This window comes from Methylomonas sp. EFPC3 (genome assembly GCF_029643245.1).
GTDB classification, from domain to species: domain Bacteria; phylum Pseudomonadota; class Gammaproteobacteria; order Methylococcales; family Methylomonadaceae; genus Methylomonas; species Methylomonas koyamae_B.
In genome coordinates this window covers 387,509-409,670 of record NZ_CP116398.1, presented here as the reverse complement: position 1 = coordinate 409,670, position 22,162 = coordinate 387,509, and the positions used below count along the sequence as shown (strand labels likewise).

At 57.3% G+C, this 22,162-nt stretch carries 25 protein-coding genes; 10 read left to right on the top strand and 15 right to left on the bottom strand.

Features of this window, described 5'->3' with window-relative positions; genetic code table 11:
* Positions 1 to 75: 75 nt before the first annotated feature.
* Positions 76 to 336 (top strand): twin transmembrane helix small protein, encoded by a 261-nt coding sequence (locus tag PL263_RS01870; RefSeq protein WP_278211425.1) that lies wholly within the window; start codon positions 76 to 78, stop codon positions 334 to 336.
* A 62-nt stretch (positions 337 to 398) separates the two neighbouring features.
* On the opposite strand, the gene PL263_RS01865 is transcribed toward PL263_RS01870, so the two are convergent.
* The 10 genes from PL263_RS01865 to bioB form a co-directional block, all read right to left on the bottom strand.
* Positions 399 to 1,274, bottom strand: a complete 876-nt coding sequence (locus tag PL263_RS01865) for a cytochrome c oxidase subunit 3 (protein WP_140910667.1) — start codon at positions 1,272 to 1,274, stop codon at positions 399 to 401.
* Between the two features lie 14 nt (positions 1,275 to 1,288).
* A complete protein-coding gene (locus PL263_RS01860) occupies positions 1,289 to 1,834 on the bottom strand; it encodes a cytochrome c oxidase assembly protein (protein ID WP_278211423.1) in 546 nt (181 codons plus the stop codon).
* 163 nt (positions 1,835 to 1,997) lie between these two features.
* Positions 1,998 to 3,614 carry a cytochrome c oxidase subunit I gene (gene ctaD / locus PL263_RS01855; protein WP_140910665.1) on the bottom strand — a complete coding sequence of 539 codons (1,617 nt, stop codon included), beginning with the start codon at positions 3,612 to 3,614 and terminating at the stop codon, positions 1,998 to 2,000.
* Positions 3,615 to 3,667: 53 nt separating this feature from the next.
* Positions 3,668 to 4,798, bottom strand: a complete 1,131-nt coding sequence (gene coxB / locus PL263_RS01850) for a cytochrome c oxidase subunit II (RefSeq protein WP_140910664.1) — start codon at positions 4,796 to 4,798, stop codon at positions 3,668 to 3,670.
* 248 nt (positions 4,799 to 5,046) lie between these two features.
* Positions 5,047 to 5,442: a bacteriohemerythrin gene (locus PL263_RS01845; RefSeq protein ID WP_140910663.1), complete on the bottom strand. Its 396-nt coding sequence runs from the start codon at positions 5,440 to 5,442 to the stop codon at positions 5,047 to 5,049.
* Between the two features lie 54 nt (positions 5,443 to 5,496).
* Positions 5,497 to 6,192: a dethiobiotin synthase gene (gene bioD, locus PL263_RS01840; protein ID WP_278211420.1), complete on the bottom strand. Its 696-nt coding sequence runs from the start codon at positions 6,190 to 6,192 to the stop codon at positions 5,497 to 5,499.
* On the bottom strand, positions 6,189 to 6,974 hold the full coding sequence (gene bioC, locus PL263_RS01835) for a malonyl-ACP O-methyltransferase BioC (protein ID WP_278211419.1): 786 nt from the start codon (positions 6,972 to 6,974) through the stop codon (positions 6,189 to 6,191). The genes bioD and bioC overlap by 4 nt, the downstream gene beginning before the upstream one ends.
* Positions 6,967 to 7,728, bottom strand: a complete 762-nt coding sequence (gene bioH / locus PL263_RS01830; RefSeq protein WP_278211418.1) for a pimeloyl-ACP methyl ester esterase BioH — start codon at positions 7,726 to 7,728, stop codon at positions 6,967 to 6,969. Before bioH ends, bioC begins: the two co-directional genes overlap by 8 nt.
* Complete coding sequence (gene bioF, locus PL263_RS01825) at positions 7,725 to 8,885, bottom strand: 8-amino-7-oxononanoate synthase (protein WP_278211417.1); 1,161 nt, start codon at positions 8,883 to 8,885, stop codon at positions 7,725 to 7,727. The genes bioH and bioF overlap by 4 nt, the downstream gene beginning before the upstream one ends.
* Entirely contained in the window at positions 8,885 to 9,871 is a 987-nt protein-coding gene (gene bioB / locus PL263_RS01820; RefSeq protein ID WP_140910659.1) for a biotin synthase BioB, read from the bottom strand. Before bioB ends, bioF begins: the two co-directional genes overlap by 1 nt.
* A 106-nt stretch (positions 9,872 to 9,977) precedes the next feature.
* On the opposite strand from bioB, the gene PL263_RS01815 reads away from it, so the two are divergent.
* The gene (locus PL263_RS01815; RefSeq protein ID WP_347568929.1) at positions 9,978 to 10,640 is read left to right on the top strand and encodes a ComF family protein; all 663 of its coding nucleotides are present in this window, start codon (positions 9,978 to 9,980) and stop codon (positions 10,638 to 10,640) included.
* A gap of 32 nt (positions 10,641 to 10,672) precedes the next feature.
* Here the strand turns inward: PL263_RS01815 and PL263_RS01810 are convergent, their stop codons facing one another.
* Together PL263_RS01810 and PL263_RS01805 are read right to left on the bottom strand one after the other, a co-directional pair.
* Positions 10,673 to 11,599 carry an FAD:protein FMN transferase gene (locus PL263_RS01810; RefSeq protein WP_278211415.1) on the bottom strand — a complete coding sequence of 309 codons (927 nt, stop codon included), beginning with the start codon at positions 11,597 to 11,599 and terminating at the stop codon, positions 10,673 to 10,675.
* A gap of 327 nt (positions 11,600 to 11,926) precedes the next feature.
* Positions 11,927 to 13,567: a P-loop NTPase gene (locus tag PL263_RS01805; RefSeq protein WP_278211414.1), complete on the bottom strand. Its 1,641-nt coding sequence runs from the start codon at positions 13,565 to 13,567 to the stop codon at positions 11,927 to 11,929.
* Positions 13,568 to 13,774: 207 nt separating this feature from the next.
* Here PL263_RS01805 and PL263_RS01800 point away from each other — a divergent pair, with 207 nt between their 5' ends.
* From PL263_RS01800 to PL263_RS01780, 5 genes are all read left to right on the top strand, one after another.
* Positions 13,775 to 14,311, top strand: a complete 537-nt coding sequence (locus PL263_RS01800) for a flavoprotein (RefSeq protein ID WP_140910649.1) — start codon at positions 13,775 to 13,777, stop codon at positions 14,309 to 14,311.
* Positions 14,308 to 15,702, top strand: coding sequence for a DUF6513 domain-containing protein (locus PL263_RS01795; protein ID WP_278211413.1), 1,395 nt, complete (start codon positions 14,308 to 14,310; stop codon positions 15,700 to 15,702). Before PL263_RS01800 ends, PL263_RS01795 begins: the two co-directional genes overlap by 4 nt.
* A gap of 9 nt (positions 15,703 to 15,711) precedes the next feature.
* Positions 15,712 to 16,422, top strand: coding sequence for a hypothetical protein (locus tag PL263_RS01790; protein ID WP_278211412.1), 711 nt, complete (start codon positions 15,712 to 15,714; stop codon positions 16,420 to 16,422).
* Between the two features lie 242 nt (positions 16,423 to 16,664).
* Positions 16,665 to 17,027: a NifB/NifX family molybdenum-iron cluster-binding protein gene (locus PL263_RS01785; protein WP_278211411.1), complete on the top strand. Its 363-nt coding sequence runs from the start codon at positions 16,665 to 16,667 to the stop codon at positions 17,025 to 17,027.
* Positions 17,024 to 17,392 carry a hypothetical protein gene (locus PL263_RS01780; protein WP_278211410.1) on the top strand — a complete coding sequence of 123 codons (369 nt, stop codon included), beginning with the start codon at positions 17,024 to 17,026 and terminating at the stop codon, positions 17,390 to 17,392. The genes PL263_RS01785 and PL263_RS01780 overlap by 4 nt, the downstream gene beginning before the upstream one ends.
* Here the strand turns inward: PL263_RS01780 and PL263_RS01775 are convergent.
* Together PL263_RS01775 and PL263_RS01770 are read right to left on the bottom strand one after the other, a co-directional pair.
* Positions 17,389 to 18,264 carry a CPBP family intramembrane glutamic endopeptidase gene (locus PL263_RS01775; RefSeq protein WP_278211408.1) on the bottom strand — a complete coding sequence of 292 codons (876 nt, stop codon included), beginning with the start codon at positions 18,262 to 18,264 and terminating at the stop codon, positions 17,389 to 17,391. The genes PL263_RS01780 and PL263_RS01775 overlap by 4 nt on opposite strands.
* Before the next feature lie 12 nt (positions 18,265 to 18,276).
* Complete coding sequence (locus tag PL263_RS01770; RefSeq protein WP_278211407.1) at positions 18,277 to 19,353, bottom strand: PA0069 family radical SAM protein; 1,077 nt, start codon at positions 19,351 to 19,353, stop codon at positions 18,277 to 18,279.
* On the opposite strand from PL263_RS01770, the gene PL263_RS01765 reads away from it, so the two are divergent.
* From PL263_RS01765 to PL263_RS01755, 3 genes are all read left to right on the top strand, one after another.
* On the top strand, positions 19,352 to 19,492 hold the full coding sequence (locus PL263_RS01765) for a hypothetical protein (protein WP_278211406.1): 141 nt from the start codon (positions 19,352 to 19,354) through the stop codon (positions 19,490 to 19,492). The genes PL263_RS01770 and PL263_RS01765 overlap by 2 nt on opposite strands.
* A 351-nt stretch (positions 19,493 to 19,843) precedes the next feature.
* A complete protein-coding gene (locus PL263_RS01760) occupies positions 19,844 to 20,782 on the top strand; it encodes a PEP-CTERM sorting domain-containing protein (RefSeq protein WP_278211404.1) in 939 nt (312 codons plus the stop codon).
* 33 nt (positions 20,783 to 20,815) lie between these two features.
* Positions 20,816 to 21,484, top strand: coding sequence for a tail fiber protein (locus PL263_RS01755; RefSeq protein WP_278211403.1), 669 nt, complete (start codon positions 20,816 to 20,818; stop codon positions 21,482 to 21,484).
* Between the two features lie 42 nt (positions 21,485 to 21,526).
* Here the strand turns inward: PL263_RS01755 and fchA are convergent, their stop codons facing one another.
* Complete coding sequence (gene fchA / locus PL263_RS01750; RefSeq protein ID WP_278211401.1) at positions 21,527 to 22,156, bottom strand: methenyltetrahydrofolate cyclohydrolase; 630 nt, start codon at positions 22,154 to 22,156, stop codon at positions 21,527 to 21,529.
* Positions 22,157 to 22,162: the final 6 nt, after the last annotated feature.

Here is a 22,162-nt window from a genome sequence, read left to right as displayed (position 1 = left end):
TTTCCAACCGTTATCCGCTATTGGCAAGCGCAGTTTATTCGCCGAAAATGTTTATTTTTATCCGGTTTCGCCGACATGCCCATCAAAATCCTCATCATTGCCGCATTCATCGCCATTGTCGTCAGCCTCGGCTCCGCCTTGTTCCACATTGTCAAACACAAGGACGACGAAGATTCGAAAAAAACGGCAAAGGCCTTAACCGTCAGGATCGGCGTATCGTTGGGCGTCTTCATTTTACTGTTTCTCGCCTTGGCCACCGGCCTGATCCAGCCTCACGGCATCGGCACACGCATACACAACGCTCCTCCAGCCTCGACCAACCCGTCCAACCCCTGATTTCGAACAAAAAAAAAGCGCGATCCGCAAAGACCGCGCTTTTTATTGGGTGGTGCTTGGATTTACAGCAGGTAAACGAACACGAACAAGCCTAACCAGACCACGTCGACGAAGTGCCAGTACCAGGCGGCGGCTTCGAAGGCAAAATGGTTTTCCGGCGTGAAGTGGCCTTTCCAACTTCTGAACAAGACTACCGACAAGATGATCGCGCCGACGCAGACGTGGAAACCGTGGAAACCGGTCAGCATGAAGAAGGTCGAACCGTAGATGCCGGAGCCCAAAGTCAACCCCATTTCGGCATACGCTTCATGGTACTCGCTGGCTTGGAAAACCACGAACAAAAAGCCCAAACCGACAGTTGCCGCCAAGCCTTTGATCAATTGGCTACGATTTTTCGCCAACAAGCCGTGGTGAGCCCAAGTGCAAGTAACGCCACTGGTCAACAGAATCAGGGTATTCAAGAACGGCAACCCAAAGGCGCCCATCGGTTCGAAATCGCCGCCGACTTTGCCCGGGCCGTTGGTGGGCCATACCGCTTGGAAAGCAGGCCACAATATCTCGTGAGTGGAGCGACCCGGACCGCTGACGGGGCCGGTTTCGCCCAACCAGGGCACCGACAGGTTGCGGGTATACCACAACGCGCCGAAGAATACGGCAAAGAACATGACTTCCGAAAAAATGAACCACATCATGCCCATCCGGTAGGAAATACCGACGCCGTGGTTGTACATGCCGGACTCGCTCTCGGTAGCTTGCAACGCAAACCAGGCTCCCAGCATTGCAATGAAAACCAGCAAGCCGGTAATCATCATGCCGGAACCGGCCGAGTTACCGTTCAAATAGTTGGCAAAGCCCGCCAGCGTCAGCATCAAGCCGGCGGTCGCCATCACCGGCCACGTGGCTTTATGCGGGATGTAATAAGCTGTGTTTGTCGACATAACCTTCCCCTTCGTTAATTTTCAGAATTTTCAGTAATTTCAAAAAAAGTGTAAGACAGCGTAATGGTTTTATAGCGTTCCGGGAGCTTGGGATCCACCACCAGACGTACGGTCATATTCTTTTCTTCGTTCGGCTCGAAGATTTGCTCCAATTCGCAGAAACAAATCACTTTGTTCACGTAATCCTTGACCTGACCCGGCGAATAAGTCGCTACCGCCCTCACCTTCAACCGGCGCTCGCTCAGATTCTTGGCATAAAAGCCCACCGAGTAATACTGCCCCGGATGAACTTTCAAGCTCGGCGTCTCGGCCTTGAACGCCATCGGCACCGACCGGTTCAACGACGTCAGAAACTCCATCGTCACCTCGCGGTTTTGCTCGGGCTGGAACGCCGTTTCCTGTTTTGCCACGGTCTCGACTTTGGCATTCTGCCCTACCAAATCGCATAACACGTTGTAGAGCGGAACCAGGGCATAACCGAATCCGAACATCATTGCGGCGAACAAAACCAGTTTCGCCGCCAAACGAGTATTTTTTTTATCTAAACCGTCGTCGCTCATTGCGACATGGCCTTGATGACCGCCAACACGTAGATGGTTATCGCAATTGCTGCCAACACCACCGCCGTCAAAATATTTTTCTTTTTAATATCCATGTTGCTCCTCGAGACGCTCCATCGGCAACATCCCGATGGAGCGGTCAACCGGCATCGCTAAAACCGAATCAGAAATGCTCGGTCGGAATTTTTTCCGGTGGAGTCGTAAAGGTGTGGTATGGCGCAGGCGAAGGCACGGTCCATTCCAGACTGTGTTTGCTGGCATCTTCCCAAACTTCGTCGCTGACTTTCTCGCCGGTACCGCCGCGAATCGTGTCGATCACGATATAGACGAACAACAACTGACTGAAACCGTAAATGAAGGCGCCGATACTGGACACCATGTTCCAATCAGCAAACTGGACCGCGTAATCCGGAATCCGACGCGGCATGCCGGCCAGGCCCAGGAAGTGTTGCGGGAAGAACAGGATGTTGACCGAAATCGCCGACAACCAGAAATGCAGTTTGCCGATTTTCTCGTTGTACATATTTCCGGTCCACTTAGGCAGCCAGAAATAGCCGGCGGCCATCAGGATGAAGACCGACGCCGGTACCAGCGTGTAGTGGAAGTGAGCAACGATAAAATAAGTGTCGTGGTATTGGAAATCCACCGGCGCCACCGACATCATCAAGCCGGTGAAACCACCCATCGTGAACAGCACCACGAACGCAATCGAAAACAACATCGGTGTTTCGAAAGTCATCGAGCCTTTCCACATGGTTGCCGTCCAGTTGAAGACTTTTACCCCGGTCGGAATGGCGATCAGCATCGTCGCATACATGAAGTACAACTCACCGGCAATCGGCAGACCGACGGTAAACATGTGGTGAGACCAAACGATGAACGACAGGAAGGCAATCGCACCGGTCGCATACACCATGGAGGCGTAACCGAACAGCGGTTTACGGGCGAATACCGGAATGATGGTAGACGCCACGCCGAAGGTCGGCAGAATCATCACGTACACTTCAGGATGACCGAAGAACCAGAAAATGTGTTGGTACAACACCGGGTCGCCGCCACCAGCCGCGTCGAAGAAGCTGGTTGCGAAAAATTTATCGGTCAACAACATGGTTACCGCGCCAGCGAATACCGGCATGATCGCGATCAGCAGGAATGCGGTGATCAGCCAGGTCCAGACGAACAACGGCATTTTCATCAATGTCATGCCGGGCGCGCGCATGTTGAAGATGGTCGCGATCACATTGATCGCACCCATGATCGACGAAATACCCAGCATGTGCACCGAGAAGATCGCAAACGGAAACGCTTTTCCGGTTTGCAAGACCAACGGCGGATACAAAGTCCAACCGGCGGCAGGCGCACCGCCCTCCATGAACAGTGTGCTGGCCAGCAATAAAACGCCGGCGACCAGCATCCAGAAGCTCATGTTGTTCATCCGCGGCAACGCCATATCCGGCGCGCCGATCATCATCGGGATCATCCAGTTGGCCAGACCGACGAATGCCGGCATCACGGCACCGAATACCATGACCAGCGCATGCATCGTGGTCATCGAGTTGAAGAAGTTCGGATCGACGAATTGCAGGCCGGGTTCGAACAATTCCGAGCGAATGATCAGCGCCATGGTCCCGCCAACGAAGAACATCGCCAGTGCAAATACCAAGTACAGGGTACCGATGTCCTTATGGTTAGTGGTAATTATCCACCTTAGAATGCCCTTCTCCGGGCCGTGATCGTGGTGATCGTGATGATCATCATGTTCAGCTACGACAGCAGTCATGTTTTATACCTCAGCAAAAATTAGAAAATGAGTTCAATGCGTACATCAACGAATTACTCATCATCGTCCCATTTGGGTGTGATTTTGTTGGGCTGAATTTCATCACCCACGTTGTTACCCAGCGCCGGAGCGTTTCTGATATAGGTAATCAGCTCGGCCAACTCGTTGTCGGGCAGCTTGCGGAAGGCCGGCATTTTGCTGGTACCGGCTTGGATAAAGCCGATCAACTGATCCATGTTGCCGGTCACTTTGGCACTGCCGCTCAAAGCCGGAAACCAGCCCGGAATACCTTTGCCGTCGATCTGGTGGCAGGCCACGCAGTTTCTCAGGTAAACCGATTCGCCATGGGCCATCAGCGAATTGCGGGTTTGGTCGCTCAGATCGGGGGCTTGGTTTTGCTTTTCCAGAGTCGCCTTCACCCAGGCGTCATATTGGTCCTGCTCCATCGCAATCACCACCACCGGCATGAAGCCGTGGTCCCGGCCGCACAATTCGGTACATTGACCACGGTAGGTACCGGGCTTGTCGACGTAAGTCCAGGCCTCGTTGACAAAACCGGGGTTGGCGTCTTTTTTCCAGCCCAGTTCAGGAACCCACCAGGAATGGATCACGTCGGCCGCGGTAAACAGGAAACGGATTTTCTTTTTAACCGGAACCACCAACGGTTTGTCGACATTCAGCAGATAGTTAGGTACTGAACGAGGGTCCATAGAGCTGACGCGGTGGACGCGTTCGCTGGCTTCATCCAAGTGGCTTTCGAAATGAATGCCGTTGTCCAGATATTCGTAGTCCCAATACCACTGCTTGCCGGTCACCTTGATCGACATTTCCGATTCTTGAGTCCGGTCCAGATCGACCACGGCTTTGGTTGCCGGAATCGCCATACCGACCAGAATCAGCGTGGGGATGATAGTCCAGATGATCTCGACCGTGGTGTTTTCATGGAACTGCTCGGCTTTATGACCTTTCGATTTACGGTGATGGAAAATCGAATAGAACATCGTGCCAAATACCGCGATGCCGATAAACACGCAGATCCACATGATCAACATGTGCAGGTCGTACAACTCGTTACTGAGCTGGGTCACGCCTTTCGTCAGATTGAGTGTGTAGTCCGCATGCGCCGATCCGAGCCCTAAAGCCATCAGAACCGAACATGCGAGCAGTTGCTTAGTTTTCTTCACGGAGCAGCCCCCATTGGTAGTTATAAACTTGTATGCGTTATATCGTTGTAATCTTGCCGCCCGACACCAAACAGACAACAAACTCCCTTTACAGATAATTGTCATAAATAAACTGGGCAATTTTAACCCATGACTCCCCGGCAGACCAGAAGAGCTTTTCCCGTTTGTACACTATGCACATAAAAAAGGCTCACGGACATTGCTGCCCGCAAGCCTTCATGACTGTTATGCCGTAAACAGCGATTGACTTAGCTTAAAACTTCTGCGTAAGCCTTATCGTAAGTCGGAATGTGGCTATCCAGCCAACCTTTCACCATTTGCCCCACCTCGTCGGTGACGTCGGCTTCACCGGCATGGAATTTCTTTTGCAAATCGGCGCAAATACCCACCAACGCATCGTGTTCGGCCTTATGCCGCTCGTAACCGCCGAAACCCTTGGCTTGCATTTCCTTTTCCTCGTGGGCGAAATGGTCGACCACATAGGCGATCAACGCATCCAACGAAGCGCCGACGGTTGCCCGCGCCGCGCCGCCGGTTGCTTCGTCGTACAACTTGTTCAACAACCCGAACAGAGTTTGGTGTTCTTGATCGGCAAAGCCAACGTTGGTGCCGTATTGTGCTGCGGTCCAAGTGATTAAAGCCATAAAACGTCTCCTGGTTATAGTTGTAATGGAGCCGTCATTCTCAACATCCGCCGCTTAATTTTCTTGATGCAGATCAATATTTTGCCAGGTTGGCAACTGCAGGCCGCTTGACAAAAATTCAAAATCGCCAGTCTCCGAATAGGGCAAGACCCCCAGAAATGGCGCCGGCAGCGCCTCCTGCAAATACGCCACATTTTCTGCAAAGTACGGCATATTTTCGAGGATTTGCACACCAATCCAGCCGGCACAGCGCAAGCCGGAATCAACGACGGCCTGCACCGTCAACCGCGCGTGATTCAGGCAACCGAGCCTGATACCGACCACAACCAGCACTGGCAGCCCCAATATCCCAGCCAATCCGGCGTTATCCAAAGTTAGGCTCATCGGCGAATACCAGCCCCCCGCACCCTCGACCAAAACGACTTGAGCCCGCTGCTGCAAAGCGCCGAAAGCTGCCAGGATCTGTGCCGGCTCAACGGTTTCGCCGCCGCAGGCCAAATGCGGCGACACCGGCTGTTCGAAGGCATACGGATTGACCAACTCGTATTCCGCGTCGACCGATGCATTTTGCATCAACAGCAACGCATCTTGGTTTCGCCACTTGCCGCCATGGCGTTCGCAACCGGCCGCTACCGGCTTCATCCCCGCAACCGCATAACCCTCGCGTCGGAAACGGCGCAACAATGCGGCAGTGGCCCAGGTTTTACCGATATCGGTATCTGTACCGGTGACAAAATATCCGATCTTCATCGCATCGCTCGTAGATAAATAATTTCATAACTGGCAACAATCTCGCCGCCGGCCATCGCCGATTCGTAATGGGCAATCATGCTTTGCAACGCCGCCCGACTGGTCGGCCGCGGATTACGGTAAGTACTGACGTTGTGCGCGCCGATTCCTTTCAGCTCGCGCATCAGCGCCATCACCGACGGATATGACTGGGTGATTAACTCGGTTTCCAGTTCGAACCGGCGCCAACCGGCCGCTGCCAGGAATTGGCCTATCTGGTCGGTACTGTAAAACTGGTTGACGTGAGCAAACTCGTCGACTTGGCTCCACGCCGCTTTCAATTCCGCCAAGGTCCGCGGACCGAAAGTCGACAATACCAAACGACCGTCGACGCACAATACTCGCCGGCAATCGCCCAGCAGCGCGCTCAAATCCTCGCACCACTGCACCGCCAAGTTGGAATAGATTTGGCCGATACTGTCATTCCGGAACGGCAAGCGCTCGGCATCGGCACAGACGTAAGCAAGCGGCAAGCCGGCACAGTTTCGCTGCGCGGCTTGCAACATCGGCACAGCGATATCCAGCGCAACGGCGGCCGGCGTCCGGCTAGCCAAATGCCGGCTCAGAAAGCCGGTACCGCAACCGATATCCAACACTGGTTGAGCCAGGCCGGCGCAGGGAAATTTTGCCAACAAGGTCTCGCCGACCCGGCGCTGCAAACCGGCCGACGCATCGTAACCATCGGCCGCGGCGGCAAACGACTGCCGGACTTTAGCCTTGTCCAACAGCGCCGTATCAGTCATCGCTCAGCACAGCATCAGCTAAAACTTGCGGATGAGTGAGAAACGGCACGTGCCCGGCGCCTGGCAATATCTCTATCTGCAACGCCGGCTGTAAATCCTGTAACGCGGTCGCGGTCGCCACCGGCACCAACGTATCTTTATCGCCCTGAATCACCCGTATCGGCAGTTTCAACGCCGCCAAGCTATCGCGCGCGTCGTGCTGCTTCAAAATCTGCAACCCGCCTTGCAGCGTGCCGAAATCCGGAGCCTCGCATTCCGAGACAGTCAGTTTCAGTTGTTGCAACACGGTTTTGGCATGCGGCAATCCCTGCACTTGCAAGCCCAAAAAGCGTTGCAGCGTCTGTTTCGAGTCGCGAATTAGCAATTCGGCAAAACTGTCGAGCACCTCGGGCTTGACTCCCGGCCAGCCGGGTTCACGGACGAAACGCGGGTTGCCCGCCAACAATGTTAAAGAACGAACCCGACCGGGACATGAGCAAGCCAAATTGATCGCGACCGTCGCGCCCAAAGACCAGCCCAGCAAATCGAAACGCGGCACCGGAATCGCCGCCAACAAGGCCTCGACGATGGCTGGCATTTCAAAATTGATTAACGGCGCACTACGTCCATGCCCCGGCAAATCCAGACAAATCACCTGCCGCTGCTCGGCCAATTGCCGGGCGAACTGGCGCCAAATACCGCTGTGCATGGCCCAACCGTGCAGCATCAGCAACGGCCGGCCGTGGCCGTAAATTTCGCAATGGATGCTATTCAACGCAACACCTGACCCAACGCCGTCAGTAAGGCATCGACCTGCTGCAGACTGTGGTGCGCCGTAAACGTGACCCGCAAACGGGCGCTACCGGCCGGCACGGTCGGCGGCCGAATCGCACCGACCCAAAATCCCAACTCCGCCAATTCCCGGCTCGCTGCCAGCGCGCGGCCGCTGTCGCCGACCAGCAGCGGCTGGATCGCCGTTGCAGATTCCATCAGCCGCAAGCCCTGTTGTTCGGCGCCGCGGCGAAAATGGCCGATCAAGGCCTGCAACTGTTCCCGCCGCCAGGACTCGGTTTGCAGCAAGCGCAAGCCGACGCGAGTGGCTTCGGCCACCGCCGGCGGCAAGGCCGTGGTGTAAACATAAGTTCTGGCTTTTTGAATCAGATACTCGATCAATTCTGCGGAACCGGCAACGAAGGCGCCGAAAGTGCCGAACGCTTTACCGAGGGTGCCAACCAAGATCGGCACTTGCTCGGCGGAAAGGCCGAAATGTTCGACCACGCCGCCGCCGTTGCGGCCCAACACGCCGAAACCGTGGGCGTCGTCGACCAGCAATCCGGCTTGATAGGCGTCCGCCAGCCGCGCCAAGTCCGGCAAGGGCGCCAGATCGCCGTCCATACTGAATACGCCGTCGCTGACGATCATTGCCCTGCCCTGAACCCGATCAAGCCTGGCCCGCAGATCGTCGGTGTCTGCGTGGCGGTAGCGCTGAAATCGGGCACCGGCCAGCAAGCCGCCGTCCAATAACGAAGCATGGTTGAGCCGATCTTCAAACACAGAGTCGCCGCGTCCGACCAATGCCGAGATCGCTCCCAGATTGGCCATATAACCGGTCGAAAACAGCAAAGCCCGTTCCCGTCCGGTGAACGCGGCCAATTCCTCTTCCAAGGCGTGATGCGCCGAACTGTGACCGCAAATCAAATGCGCCGCGCCGCTGCCGCAACCGTAGCGGTCGGCGCCGGCCTTGAACGCCCCGACCACATCCGGATGATTGGCCAACCCGAGATAATCGTTGCTGCAAAAATTCAGCAAGCGGCGACCCGCAACCTGTAATTCGACCGCCTGCGGCCCGTCGATGATGCGCCGGCGCCGATACAGATTTTGCTGGTCTAACTGCTGCAGGCTCGCGGAAAAATCGTAAAACCGCTTCGGCATCAGGCGTAGCTGGAGCCGCCCATCCGCACGCCCAAGCGAGCGAACAATTGCTTATCCTGGTTGGTCATCGGATTGTCGGTGGTCAGCAACTTCTCGCCGTAGAAAATCGAGTTGGCACCAGCCAGGAAACATAAGGCCTGCATTTCGTCGCTCATTTGGGTGCGTCCGGCCGACAAGCGCACCCGCGAATGCGGCATCATGATCCGGGCCACTGCCACAGTGCGCACGAAGACGATCGGGTCCAGCTTTTCGGTACCGTGCAACGGTGTGCCCTGCACCTGCACCAACATATTGATCGGCACGCTTTCCGGATGCTTCGGTAAATTGGCCAACTGCAGCAGTAATTTGGCGCGGTCGGTTTCCGACTCGCCCATGCCGACGATACCGCCGCAGCAGACGTTGATGCCGGCATCGCGCACCCGCTCCAGCGTATCAAGCCGGTCCTGATAGGTCCGGGTGGTGATGATTTCCGAGTAATAATCTTCCGAGGTGTCCAGATTGTGGTTGTAGTAATCCAAACCGCCTTCTTTCAAAGCCTGGGTTTGCTTGTCGGTCAACATGCCCAGCGTGACGCAGGTTTCCATGCCCAGCGCTTTGACGCCCTTGACCATTTCCACCACCCGTTCGATATCGCGATCTTTCGGACTGCGCCAGGCCGCGCCCATGCAGAAGCGCGAAGCGCCTTCCGCTTTGGCCCGCTCAGCAGCCTGTAATACCGAGTCAACCGGCATCAAAGCCTCCGGCGCCAGATCCGAATCGTAACGCGCACTTTGCGGACAATAACCGCAATCCTCCGAGCAGGAGCCGGTTTTGATACTCAACAAACTGCTGACCTGGACTTCGTTCGGATCGAAACAGGAGCGGTGTACGGTTTGGGCCTGAAATATCAAATCGTTGAACGGCAGGCCGAATAAAGCTTCGACTTCGTGCAATTGCCAATCGTGGCGCACTGCGACCGGTTCCAAGGGTTTGTGACTGGCGGACATTCTGTTACTCTCCGAAAAATTGTCAGGCGGGGCCGTCACAGCCACTTATCAACCCAACAGCAAAAAAATGGTAAACAACTGGCTGAAGATTATACAACGAAAGCTGTTGCCGCCGCGTTGCGTGTTGTGCGGCGATACCGGCTTGGCCGATTTCGACTTGTGCGCGGGCTGTTTGGACGATTTGCCGCGCAATCTAAGCTGCTGTTATCGCTGCGGCGAACCGTTCGAGAGCGAGATTGCGCTGCCCAGCTTGTGCGGGCGCTGCCTGAAACGCTCGCCGCAGTTCGACGAGACCTATGCGCCGTATCTGTACCGTTATCAGATGCCCTACCTGATCGGTCAGTTGAAATTCGGCCGCGATTATAAAAATGCGCGCCTGTTGGCAATGCTGCTCGCCGAGCATATCGCCGCCGACGCCGAACTGCCGGAACTACTGCTGCCGATGCCGCTGCATCCGCACCGATACCGGGAACGCGGTTTCAACCAATCGATCGAGATTGGCCGCCATTTGGCCCGGCGCTTCGAGCTGCCGCTGGATTTGTATAGTGTGGCGCGCAGCCGGGATACCGTGCATCAAACCGGCTTGCCGGCCAAACAACGGCATAAGAACATGCGCGGCGCATTTCGTCTGATTAAATCGTTAAAAGCAGAGCATGTAGCGATCGTCGACGATGTGATGACCACCGGCGCCACCGCTTCGGCTCTGGCCGGTGTGTTAAAGCAGGCCGGTGTCGGCCGGGTGGACGTTTGGGTCTGCGCCCGGGCCTGAACCCAGACCCGAATAGCGGTCTGCTCAACAGCCTAGCCCAGTGTGCCGCCGCTGCCGCCATGCACATCCACCCACAGGCAGGGCAAATTCAACTGCCGTAACCACTCGACGCCGTCCGCCTCTTTTAACATCGCAATCGTCGATGCACTGCCCGCCACCACGCAAAAATCGGCGACCGCGGTAACGGCCGCCAGATGCCTGACCGGCCAGCCGGTTTTCGGGTTAAGAATATGGCCGTAACGCACACCGTCGATCAGCAAGCAACGTTCGTAATCGCCGCTGCTAGCCACCGCACCTTCATAAACGGGCAAGGTCTTCAGAATCTCGCCGCGTTGACGCGGATCGCGAATGCCGACCCGCCACGGCGTCCCGTCGCCGCGCGGCCCGATCACCCGAATATCGCCGCCCAAATTAACCACGCCGTGTTTGACGCCACGATTGCGGCAAACCGTCGCCGCGCAATCCGCGGCGTATTCCTTAACCACGCCGCCGAAGTCGATTTCCATGCCCGCGACGCCGAAACCCAATAAAGGCTTTTGCCAAACCACCTTATCCCAACCGACTTTGGCCAACAGCGCCGTCAGCGCAGCCGGCTCGGGCAATCGGCCGGAATCGAATTTCCAGGCCTGCCGCAAAAGTCCTGAAGTAATGTCGAACAAGCCCTCGCTTTGCTGGTGGCAGGTCGTGGCGTAATCCAACAAACTTGCAGTTTCGGCGTCCACTTCGATCGCGGTTCCGGCCGCAGCGGCCCGGTTGATTTCCGACAGAAAACTGTCGGGGCGGTAGCGGGAATATCGCGCCTCCAAACGTTGGACTTCGGCCACCGCCGCATCCGCCGCCGCACTGGCGGTAGCGGTGCTGACGGCAAACAATTGAATTTCGCACGGGGTACCCATTGCGTTGAATTCGCGGCGGTAATAGGTCAACGGCCGATTCTTCGCGGGTTTGTTGGAGTTCATGATCAGGAAATCGCTGAGGCAAGGCCGCGATTTAACCAAAATCCACGGTTGCGATAAAGCCCGAACCAAAAGCTCCCGCTGACCGAACGACGGGGACACCAGCCGCGCCTGTTATCGCCTGGCGGAGAGCGGTCCGGATTTGCCTGGGAACTCGGATGTTTTGATAATGGAGGAAGAAGGGCCCAATAAGGCTTTGCGGCTAATGCAAGGCCTGACCAGGCCACAGTAATCTGATTTGAGCGATTCGCTGGGCTCGACGACGGGATAAACGCTGGTGCGATTCAGCTTCGACCGACCTGCCGTTAAAACCGCTTGCCTGATGCCGAATCAACGCGATCGGCCATCGCCTGCCATGGGCGGCGCCACACCGCCAAGCCCAGGGTTTAACAAGGTTTTGATGGCGATGGAGAGTTTTTCGCGGCGCGATGCCAACAACTGGAATCCGTGCATCAACATCGCGATTTCGTCCTGCAGGTTTTGTTGGTCAACCGCCATCATATCCAAAGCCTCCAGCGTCGAAGTGAGCAATAATTCGGGTTGGCTTTGGTAAGGACGATTGAAGCGGGCGTGAAAGGCATCGCGCAATTTTTGCAGCAATTCTTCAAACCGCTGTTCGGTGAATTCGTCGCTGCCGACGCTGGCCAATACCGCCTGTTCGGCATCGAACGCGTCGCGATGGTAAGCCTGCCGGAACGCGACGCGCAGTTGTTCGATCGCATCCTGGTGCTGTTCCGGCTGTCCCTGCACCTGGGCCGCCAAGCGCGCCACTGCTTCAGACAGCTTGTACATTGGCGTTTGATGGCGCATCGCATACAACGCCTCCAGAGTCGACGCCAGTTCCAGCAGGCGCGGCGCAGCATAGTTTTCGGTTTCCAGCCAACGATAAAACAGTGCCTTGAACGCGGCCGGAAAGGTGCCGAACTGCTCGCAATACGCTTCGACGAAATCGCCGGTAAACCGCTCCAGTGCCGGCTGGTCCAAAACTTGGCGTCTTATGTCCGCAAGCAAGCGCTGCGGCGTATCACTGGCGACAGCCGGTCTTTGTGTACGGACCGCACTGCGAATGTCCGGCCCCGGTTCCGCGTATCCCGCCGTTACTGCGGGCTCGGCCGCCGGCGCGGCATCGGCGGCGGTCAGCATCCGCAGCCAATAGTCGGTCAAACCGGGAGCATTCGGATCGCTGCCGATATGTTTGACGATGTTATCGGCTAACGAGAACAAACAGCGGCTGGCCGGCGAACCGGCCGCCAAATCGATCACCGTCATCTGCAAAGCCACCGCTTTGGAGACATTGTCGTCGCGAACCACGAAACCGCCGTACTCGACCTTCTGTTTCAGACACTTTTCGGCGACCGCGGCAAACCGGCGGTAAGTTTCGGTCGCCGCCGGATAATCCAGCGCCTGATTGACCACCACGCGCAAACTGCCGCGGTAGTTTCTGGCATTCAAGGCTTTCAGCAGGGAAAAGCCGTCGGTTAACGCGGCCGGATCGGCACTGACTAACAAAAATGCGTATCTGGCCGCCTCGATTAATTGCAATACCTTGTCGGTCAGTGCCGCCGGGACGTCAATCAAAAAATAATCGTATTGGCCTTCCAGTTCCCGCACTACCCGTTCCAGCTGCGAGTGCTGCTCCGCCGCCAACGGCTTGCTCATCAGCGCTTGCGCGCCGGGCAACACCGCCACACCGTCACTGGTTTTGATCACCGCCTCGGCCAGACTACGCTCGCCGCGGGCCAGTTGCTCCAGGTTGAACGCCGGTCGCAAGCCCAGCACGGAATTGATATTGGAAAGCCCGGTATCGGCGTCGATGATGCAGACACCGAGGCCACGGGCGGCCATTGCCGCGGCCAGATTAGCCACCAAACTGGACTTGCCGACCCCACTTGTGCCACTGGCGAATACCAGGACGTGCGGCGTTTTTCGAAGAACGTTTGTATCCTGCAATTGAGTAATCTGACTATCCATAATGAAACGGCAAACGAAACGATAGCGGCTGGGAGAAATATCCTGACAATTCGGCTCGGCATTGTACGCCTTATCCTACAAATCCCAAGCAACTAAAAGGCGCGGCGAAAATAGCGGCGGCGGCCGGTCGGAACCCACTCGGCCTCGGCGGCATTTGCCGCGAGTCTTCACGTATAATGCCGCGACCTGCAAACTAACCGAAACGCCATGACCACGCCACGCCTTGCCTGGGCTATCACCGGCTCCGGACATTACATCGAAGAATGTCTCGACTTCATGCTGACGTTGGATAACGTCGATCTTTACCTGAGCCAGGCCGGCGAGGAAGTACTGAAAATGTACGGCATCAAACTGGACGATATCCGCGCCAAGATGCCGATTTATCGGGACAAAGCGGCTTCGGCGCCGCCGGTGGGGCTGTTTTACAAAGGCTATTACCACACCTTCGTCATGGCGCCGACCACCTCCAACACCATCGCCAAATGCGTGCTGGGCATCGCCGATTCGCTGGTGACCAATTTGTACTCGCAAGCCGGCAAATGCCGAGTACCCAGCATCGTCTACCCCTGCGATACCGCGCCGGAAATCGAGACCACCGCGCCGGGCAAGAAAAAATTCATGGTCTATCCGCGCCCGGTCGACCTGGAGGCCACCGATAAAATTCGCAGCTTTCCCTACACCCAAGTCGTGGACGACGTCGAACAACTGATCCTGGCGGTAAACACCCGCCTGGCCGGGCTATGAGCGAAAAAATCCTGTTCATCACCGGCCGCCTGGCCGAAAAACAGGTCCGCCAGGTGCTGGAAAAAATGCAGCCCGATTTTTTTTACAAGGTGCATGTGATGGGCGTGACGGTGGCGGCACTGATCACCGCGGAAATGATCGCTCGCCGGCTAACCGACACCGGCGGCGCCGACCGCATCGTGATACCGGGCCGCTGCCGCGGCGATCTGGACATGCTGTCCCGGCATTACGGCATTCCGGTCGAACGCGGCCCGGAAGAGATCAAGGACTTGCCGCAACACTTCGGCATGGCTGCGCACCAATACGACCTGAGCCAATACCAAACCAAAATCTTCGCCGAGATCACCGATGCGCCGAATATCGGCGTCGACGCGGTGGTCGAGCGCGCGCATTACTACAAAGCCAACGGTGCCGACGTAATCGATATCGGCTGTCTACCCGGCACGCCGTTTCCACATCTGGCCGATTGCATCAAAACGTTGAAGCAGGAAGGCTTTAGCGTCAGCATCGACTCGCTGGAAGACGCCGACCTGCTGGCCGGCGGCAAGGCCGGCGCCGATTACCTGCTGAGCCTGACCAATAAGAGTCTGTGGATTGCCGACGAAGTGGCGGCAACGCCGATTCTGATTCCGGAAGTCCACGGCGACTTGGATACACTGGATCAAGCCATCGAGACCTTGAGCGCCAAAAACCGCGCCTTCATCGTCGACCCGATCCTGGACCCAATCCATTTCGGCTTTACCGAGTCCATCGTCCGCAATTACCAGTTTCGCCAACGCTACCCGGACATCGAAATGATGATGGGTGTCGGCAACCTGACCGAACTCACCCACGCCGACACCTCCGGCATCAATGCCATGTTGTTGGGCATTTGCTCGGAACTGAACATCAACCACATCCTGGCAACGGAAGTCAGCAAACACGCACGGCGGGCGATCAAGGAGGCCGACGTGGCCCGGCGCATGATGTATGCCGCCAAACAGCACAACACGTTGCCCAAACATATCAGCCCGGACTTGATGACGGTGCACGAGACTGCGCCGTTTCTGAACAGCCGCGAAGAAGTCGAAAATCTGGCGGCGCAAATCAAAGACCCCAGCTACCGAATCCAGGTCAACAGCGACGGCATCCACATTTTCAACCGCGACGGCCTGCACAGCGCCACCGACCCGTTCGATCTATATCCGAAACTGCAGGTCGAAACCGACGGCGGCCACGCTTTCTATCTGGGCGTCGAATTGGCCCGTGCCGAAATCGCCTGGCAACTGGGCAAGCGTTTCACCCAGGACCAAGCCTTAAGCTGGGGCTGCGCCGCGCAAGGCGCCGAGCCGACCGTGGACTTGCACACTTTCAAACCGGCCGGCAGCACGCTGAAAAAACATCAGGACTAAGGTGACACTATGGCCAGCCAAACTGCGCTACTGATCCTGATAGCCATACTCAGCGCGGTGCTGCTCTGGTTATGGCAGCACTGGCGCCGCGCTGCCCGCGCCGACTTCATCCGCCGCTACGCCTTCCCTGCCGGGCTATTCGAAAAATTGCAAAAGCGCCGGCCGCAATTGACACGCAAGGACTGTGAATTGACCGCCCGTGCCTTGCGCCAGTTTTTTCTGGCGTATCTGCATGGCGGCGGTAACTTCGTGTCGATGCCGTCGCAACTGGCCGACGACTTGTGGCACGAGTTCATTTTGTATACCCGGCATTACCAGCAATTCTGCCGCCAAGCCTTCGGCGGCTTTCTGCACCATACGCCGGCCGTGGTATTGAGCCGAAACCGCCGCAGCAATGCCGGCCTGCGCCGGGTCTGGTGGCAATGCTGCCGCGAGGAAAACATCAACCCCAGAAAACCCAGCCGACTACCGCTCCTGTTTGCCCTGGACAGCAAATTGCAGATCGCCGACGGTTTCAGTTACGTCGCCGATTGCCGCGGCCAGATCGCCCGTGCCGGCGACGACGGCCGTAGCGGCACGCCCTATTGCGGCGCCGACTTCGCCGACAGCAGTTTCGACGGCGACACCGACGGCTTCGGCGACGACAGTGGCAGCGGGGACAGTGGCGGGGATGGCGATTCCGGGGGCTGCGGCGGCGGTTGCGGCGGCGGCGGCGACTGATTGCCGGCAACGTTGCGTTATGCGCCGGACGCAGTTCAGCGCCGGTTTGTCGGTTTTGACCTGTCGTAAACCCGACAACCCATGCTCCTGCTATAGCCGCAGCCCTCGGTCCGCCTGGGTTGTACGTCTGGTATCGGACTTGCTAATCAAGTCCTGACCACCACCACTTTTGCCACGATGAAACCGAAATTCGCTGCTTTCCATTCGGCCATAGCCGGCCGACCAATTCCGGAGTCAGGACTATGCTGGAACCGGCCCTGAAACTCGCGGTTGCCAGCAAAGACGGCATCTCGATCAACGAACACTTCGGCCACGCCAAAAAATTCGGCATCTATAGCGTCGGCGAAAACGGCTGCCGGCTCCTGGAAACCCGCGACGTCGATAATTATTGCCTGGGCCAGCACGCCGACCAATCGGCGATGGCCGGCATCCTGGAAACCATCAAGGATTGCCACGCCGTTTTCGTCGCCCGCATCGGCGACGGCCCGACCGCGAAAGTCAACGCCATCGGCGTCCGCGCCGTGTCCGAATATGCCTATGCGGCGGTCGAAGAATCCCTGCTGGATTACGCCCGGCGTACCGCAGCCGGCGAGGAAATCGGATGACGCCGGAGCATGTCGCCGCGTGGGCGGCAACGCATGCGTTATCTCCGCTTCAGATCGATTGCGCCGTGACGGTGATGCTGAAAATCCTGGACGGCAAATGCAAGATGCCGGCGCAGGAAAAAGTGGTGATGGAGTTGCTGTACGACCGGATCAAACATCTGCCCGGCCAATTGCTGGACCATAGCGTACACGAACTGATCGAATCTGCTCGCAATGCCGATGACGAAGCACTGAAAAATCTGATCTACGAAAAACGCCTGCTAGCCGAAACCGCCATCTCGCGGCCGGTGATGAAAAGTTTTAAAGCGATGATCCGCGCTGAAGGCTTGCTGCCGGCGAAAACCGCAACCGACAGCGAGGATTAAATGCCGCCGGCGCTGAGTGCCGGATAGCTGAACAGCAAAAAGTGCAGACAATTCAGGCCAAAATGGCTCAGGATCGCGGCTTCCACGCGGCCAGTGGCCTGATATGCTGTGCCGTAACCGATACCGGCCAGCGTCGCCAATCCGGCGTAAGTCCAGCCGCCCGGCAGATGCTTCAAACCGAACAGAGCCGCCGCCAATACAATCGCCGACTTTTCGCCATGGCGCCAACGCTTCAACCAGCGCATCAAGCCGCGCTGTAACAAACCCCGGAAAAAGGCTTCTTCGACCAGACAGGTCGACAATAAATTGCCCCAGGCCCACAGCCAAAACAGCTCGCTCCATTTCGGTTGCCAGCGCACAAACGCCAAAGCCAGCGACGCTCCTAAAACCGCGATCGTCGTCAGCAACAGAATCGGCAACACCCGTTTCCCGAGTTGTCGCCATTCCCCGACCTTAGGCAGGCGGTGCCGTGTGCAACCCAACACGCAAAGGCCGAGCAAAATGCCGTCGAAGTTCAAATACTTGCTATACGGCAACGAATCCAGACCGAAGCGCCAATCGGCGATGACTTTGGGATTGGCGAAGCCCGGCAACCAATGAAATATCAACCCGGTAGCAACGATGAGGGCGACCAGCCAGGCCAGAGTCCGCCAAAACTTAGCCAGCGCGGCACGTTCGGCCAGCAGCAATCCGGTCGCCAACAGTACAGGCCAGAGCAAGGCCAGCGGCTGCAGGATACGGCCGTAGAGTCCGGCCGCAATCGCCGCGGCCAAGGCCAATGGCGTCAGCCAGCACTTGCCGGGCAGCCATAAGCCCAGCACGGCCAGGCTCAGCAGGCCGTAAGTCCACAGAATAATGGGCGTTACAAACACCACGCAGCCGGCTCAATCGAAAAAGTCGAAACTCATCTGCCCGCTCGGCTCGGGCTTGCGGAACACATCGCTACGCAATGCCGGCAAGGCGCGGTCCATGCCCAGTTTCTTGCAGATCAAGCCAAAGCGCTGGGCGATCAAATCGGCGTAAGAACCGCTGCCGCGCAAACGCTGATGGAACGCGGCATCGTAGGCTTTGCCGCCGCGGCTGTCGCGGACCCGGTTCATGACATGCTCCGCTTTCAGCGGAAAGTGGTGTTGCAGCCATTCTTCAAACAGCTCAGCGGTTTCCAGCGGCAGGCGCAGCAGAATGTATTCGGCACTGAGCGCACCGGCCGCGTGCGCGGCGGAGACGATTCGCTCCAATTCGTAGTCGGTCAATACCGGAATCAACGGCGCCACCATCACCCCGACCGGCACGCCCGCCTCGCGTAAGCCCGCCACGGCGTCCAGCCGGCGTTGCGGTGCCGAGGCGCGCGGCTCCAGAGTTCTGGCCAGATTCCGGTCCAAGGTCGTGACCGACAGGCATACCGAGGCCAAGCCCTGTTGCGCCATCTCGGCCAAAATATCGATGTCGCGTTCGATCAAGGCCGACTTGGTGACGATGCTGACCGGATGCCGGGTCTCGGCCAGCACTTCCAATATGCCGCGCATGATGCGCTGCTGGCGTTCCAGCGGCTGGTAGGGATCGGTGTTGGTACCCAAGGCCAACGGCGCACACTGGTAATTGCGCTTGCCCAGCTCTGCCCGCAACAATGCGGCGGCATTGGGTTTTACCAGGATTTTGGTTTCGAAATCCAAGCCCGGCGAATAGCCCAGGTAAGCGTGGGTCGGCCGGGCGAAACAATAAATGCAGCCGTGCTCGCAGCCGCGATAGGGATTGATGGAACGGTCGAACGGAATATCCGGCGAATCGTTATAGGTGATCAGCGATTTGCTGTTATCGACCACGATTTCGGTCGGCAGCGGCGGCAGATCGTCATCCAGGCTGCCCCAGCCGTCGTCCTCGGCATGGCCGCTTTGCTTCTCGAACCGGCCGGCGGCATTGCTGATGCTGGCGCGGCCTTTGTAAATCAGGGGTTTGGACATGGATTGCTCCGCAAAACCGCGTACGGCGCTCAGGTTATCGGTCGATACCGGCATTATACCCGGCGCGGTAGCCGCCGAAACCGTCTGCGAGTTGGCGCGGCCCACCAAGCAAAGTTTGCACCGGCGGCCGGTGAAATAATCGATAGTTTGGCGCCGGCCGTTTGCCGTCGCGTCAGAACGGTGCCACAGCATGGTCAAGACCAACACTCGCGACCGCCGCCGTCAAACCGCTCATTGTTAGCCTCCAATCCTGGCCGCATCGGCTGCCACACTCCGCCATAAAGCGCGATATTTCGTAAATCGCGCGACATCCCGTGCCCATCCTCTGTCGCCCGCGCTAACCCGCTGCCACAAAACACCGCAAAACCAATGACTTGAGCTGCTAAAACCGCCTTGGCACACGAATTGACTATCGATTATGGAAACCCGTTCGGGCCCGGCCCGAGATCCGATTCATAACTACTTCGCCAAAAATCAAGAGGAAAAACCGATGAAAACCGTCACCATGCCAAATCCGGCCAATCCCAACCCGACCGCCACGCCAGACCGACCGTTCCGCAATTTCAAAAGCTTGGCCTTGGCCATCGGATTGGCGTTAGGCCAACAAATCGGGGCGGCGCATGCCGCCAGCTTCGATCCGAACATCGTTATCAAAGGTTCCGCCGAATTCGACAGCACCGGCTCGCCTTCCGACCCGGTCAATGCCACACAAGCCGGGGAATTGACCAGAATTATGGCCGGCATCACGACCACGACGACCTTGACCGGCGCGGCGATCAACGGCATCGATCCACTCTCGGGCACGCTAACCAGCATCGGCGACGGCTTCGGCATCAAATTCAATGCCAATGGCAGCTCCAACAGCGAACCGTCTATCGTCAATCCGTTGTTCGGCGACTATACGATGTCGTTGCAGAACAATTCGGCCACCGATGCCTTCCTGGTTAATTTAAGGTTCCAATTCAGCTATCAGGTCAGCGCGACCGACTCGGTCCGCTCCACGACGGATAACGGCGAATTCGCCCGCGCCCAAGTCACCTTGCATAAAGAGGACGGTAGCGAATTGTTATTCGCCAGCGGATTGTCCGACACCACGTACAGCAACCAACAATTTCTATTCACGAACAACTTGGTTGATACCGCCAGCGGATTCGGTGGCACCTTAAGCGACAGCGGCTTTATGATCCTGTCCTTTCTATTGAATCCGGGCCAATTGCTGAGTTTAGGGGACGGCAGTCCCGAAGTACTGTTGCAAGGCGGGGCCGATTCCGGCTTGTTCGGCGGTGAGGTGAACACGCTGATTACGGTCGACTCGGTCGTCAAACAAAACAGCCAGACCGTACCGGAACCGGAAAGCTTGATGCTGACAGCAATCGGTTTACTTGCTCTGTTCGCCGCCAAACGCCGTAGCAACCCGCTCGCTGGTTAAGACCCGACAACTTAAATTTAAGAGGAAACCGACATGTCAAAACCCTTCAAAAAACCGCTACTGAAACTGGCCCTGATCGCCGCTGCCAGCTTACCGATGTCCGCCTCAGCCTGTGGCAACGAGCCCTTCATAGGTGAAGTGTGCACCTTTGCCTTCAACTTTTGCCCGCGCAACTACCTGCCGGCCGACGGCTCGCTGCTACCCATCGCCAGTCACACCGCCTTGTTTTCGTTACTCGGTACGACTTACGGCGGCGACGGCCGCAGCACCTTCGCTCTGCCGGATCTGCGCGGGCGAACTCCAGTCGGCGCCGGCCAGGGTCCGGGACTGTTCAATGTATTCCTCGGCGAAGAAGCCGGGGCGGAACACGTGGTTTTGAATATTACCCAGTTACCGCAGCACAATCATACCGCCAGCACCAATGTCCAAGTTACCGGCACCATTAACACAGTCAATGCGACCGGCAATAGCAGCAGCCCGGCCGGTAAAGTGCTGGCAGCCTCATCCGCTCGGGACAACATTTATTCAGGCAACGTCGCGGGAGCCAGCTCGCCGCTGGCTCCGGAAGCCCTGACCGCATCGGCCACCGCGACCACATCGATCGGAATCACCGGCGGGAATCAGCCAGTACCTATACGCAATCCTTACGTCGGCATGACGTATTGCATCGCGACTTCAGGCATATTCCCTTCGCGAAATTAAGCTAAATGCGATCAACACCCGGCGATCAAAAAGCCGTGACGGTTAAAGCTTGCTCTGCACGGTTTGATAAACGTGCAGCGCGGCTTGTTCTGCCGCCGCCAGCAATCCGTCAAGCTCGGCCAGTTGGGCATCGGCGAAATCGCGATCTTTCAAACCGGCGGCATTGATCTGCACATTCAAAGCTGCACTCTTCAAACCGGCGTAGGCGGCCATCACCGCTACGCCGGCATCGCTGATCACGCCCAAATTGCCTTTGTCGGCGGCGATTTTGCTCAACTCGATAGCCTTTGCACACGCCTTGGCACAGGCCAAGGGCACCAGCGTCGCTTCCTTCAACACGATTTGGATTTGCTCGCTCCGCTGGCTTTTTTCCTGATCGTTGGCTTTCGGCAAGCCGTAACTGGCCATCAGTTTATCGAATACGTCGACGTCGGCCTTGATCATATCGATCAGCGTCTGGCGCAGAGCTTCGGCTTCGATCAGCAAATTCTTCAACTCGGCTTCCACCTCGACGTATTTCGGCTTTCCTATCGTCAGATTGCAAACCATACTGATCAACGCCGCAGCCTGCGCCCCCATAACCGCCGCCGCGCTACCGCCACCCGGGGTGGCTTGTTTGCTGGCCAGTTCATCGAGAAATGTTGCGATCGATTTGTCTTTAATTTCGCTCATGTGTTT

What these genes read in the sequence shown, in the direction of transcription:
- PL263_RS01870 (WP_278211425.1), top strand. Translation starts at nt 76, where the DNA reads ATGCCCATCAAAATCCTCATCATTGCCGCATTCATCGCCATTGTCGTC.
- PL263_RS01865 (WP_140910667.1), bottom strand. Translation starts at nt 1,274, where the DNA reads ATGTCGACAAACACAGCTTATTACATCCCGCATAAAGCCACGTGGCCG.
- PL263_RS01860 (WP_278211423.1), bottom strand. Translation starts at nt 1,834, where the DNA reads ATGAGCGACGACGGTTTAGATAAAAAAAATACTCGTTTGGCGGCGAAA.
- ctaD (WP_140910665.1), bottom strand. Translation starts at nt 3,614, where the DNA reads ATGACTGCTGTCGTAGCTGAACATGATGATCATCACGATCACCACGAT.
- PL263_RS01845 (WP_140910663.1), bottom strand. Translation starts at nt 5,442, where the DNA reads ATGGCTTTAATCACTTGGACCGCAGCACAATACGGCACCAACGTTGGC.
- bioD (WP_278211420.1), bottom strand. Translation starts at nt 6,192, where the DNA reads ATGAAGATCGGATATTTTGTCACCGGTACAGATACCGATATCGGTAAA.
- bioC (WP_278211419.1), bottom strand. Translation starts at nt 6,974, where the DNA reads ATGACTGATACGGCGCTGTTGGACAAGGCTAAAGTCCGGCAGTCGTTT.
- bioF (WP_278211417.1), bottom strand. Translation starts at nt 8,885, where the DNA reads ATGCCGAAGCGGTTTTACGATTTTTCCGCGAGCCTGCAGCAGTTAGAC.
- bioB (WP_140910659.1), bottom strand. Translation starts at nt 9,871, where the DNA reads ATGTCCGCCAGTCACAAACCCTTGGAACCGGTCGCAGTGCGCCACGAT.
- PL263_RS01810 (WP_278211415.1), bottom strand. Translation starts at nt 11,599, where the DNA reads ATGAACTCCAACAAACCCGCGAAGAATCGGCCGTTGACCTATTACCGC.
- PL263_RS01805 (WP_278211414.1), bottom strand. Translation starts at nt 13,567, where the DNA reads ATGGATAGTCAGATTACTCAATTGCAGGATACAAACGTTCTTCGAAAA.
- PL263_RS01800 (WP_140910649.1), top strand. Translation starts at nt 13,775, where the DNA reads ATGACCACGCCACGCCTTGCCTGGGCTATCACCGGCTCCGGACATTAC.
- PL263_RS01795 (WP_278211413.1), top strand. Translation starts at nt 14,308, where the DNA reads ATGAGCGAAAAAATCCTGTTCATCACCGGCCGCCTGGCCGAAAAACAG.
- PL263_RS01790 (WP_278211412.1), top strand. Translation starts at nt 15,712, where the DNA reads ATGGCCAGCCAAACTGCGCTACTGATCCTGATAGCCATACTCAGCGCG.
- PL263_RS01785 (WP_278211411.1), top strand. Translation starts at nt 16,665, where the DNA reads ATGCTGGAACCGGCCCTGAAACTCGCGGTTGCCAGCAAAGACGGCATC.
- PL263_RS01780 (WP_278211410.1), top strand. Translation starts at nt 17,024, where the DNA reads ATGACGCCGGAGCATGTCGCCGCGTGGGCGGCAACGCATGCGTTATCT.
- PL263_RS01765 (WP_278211406.1), top strand. Translation starts at nt 19,352, where the DNA reads ATGGATTGCTCCGCAAAACCGCGTACGGCGCTCAGGTTATCGGTCGAT.
- PL263_RS01770 (WP_278211407.1), bottom strand. Translation starts at nt 19,353, where the DNA reads ATGTCCAAACCCCTGATTTACAAAGGCCGCGCCAGCATCAGCAATGCC.
- PL263_RS01760 (WP_278211404.1), top strand. Translation starts at nt 19,844, where the DNA reads ATGAAAACCGTCACCATGCCAAATCCGGCCAATCCCAACCCGACCGCC.
- PL263_RS01755 (WP_278211403.1), top strand. Translation starts at nt 20,816, where the DNA reads ATGTCAAAACCCTTCAAAAAACCGCTACTGAAACTGGCCCTGATCGCC.
- fchA (WP_278211401.1), bottom strand. Translation starts at nt 22,156, where the DNA reads ATGAGCGAAATTAAAGACAAATCGATCGCAACATTTCTCGATGAACTG.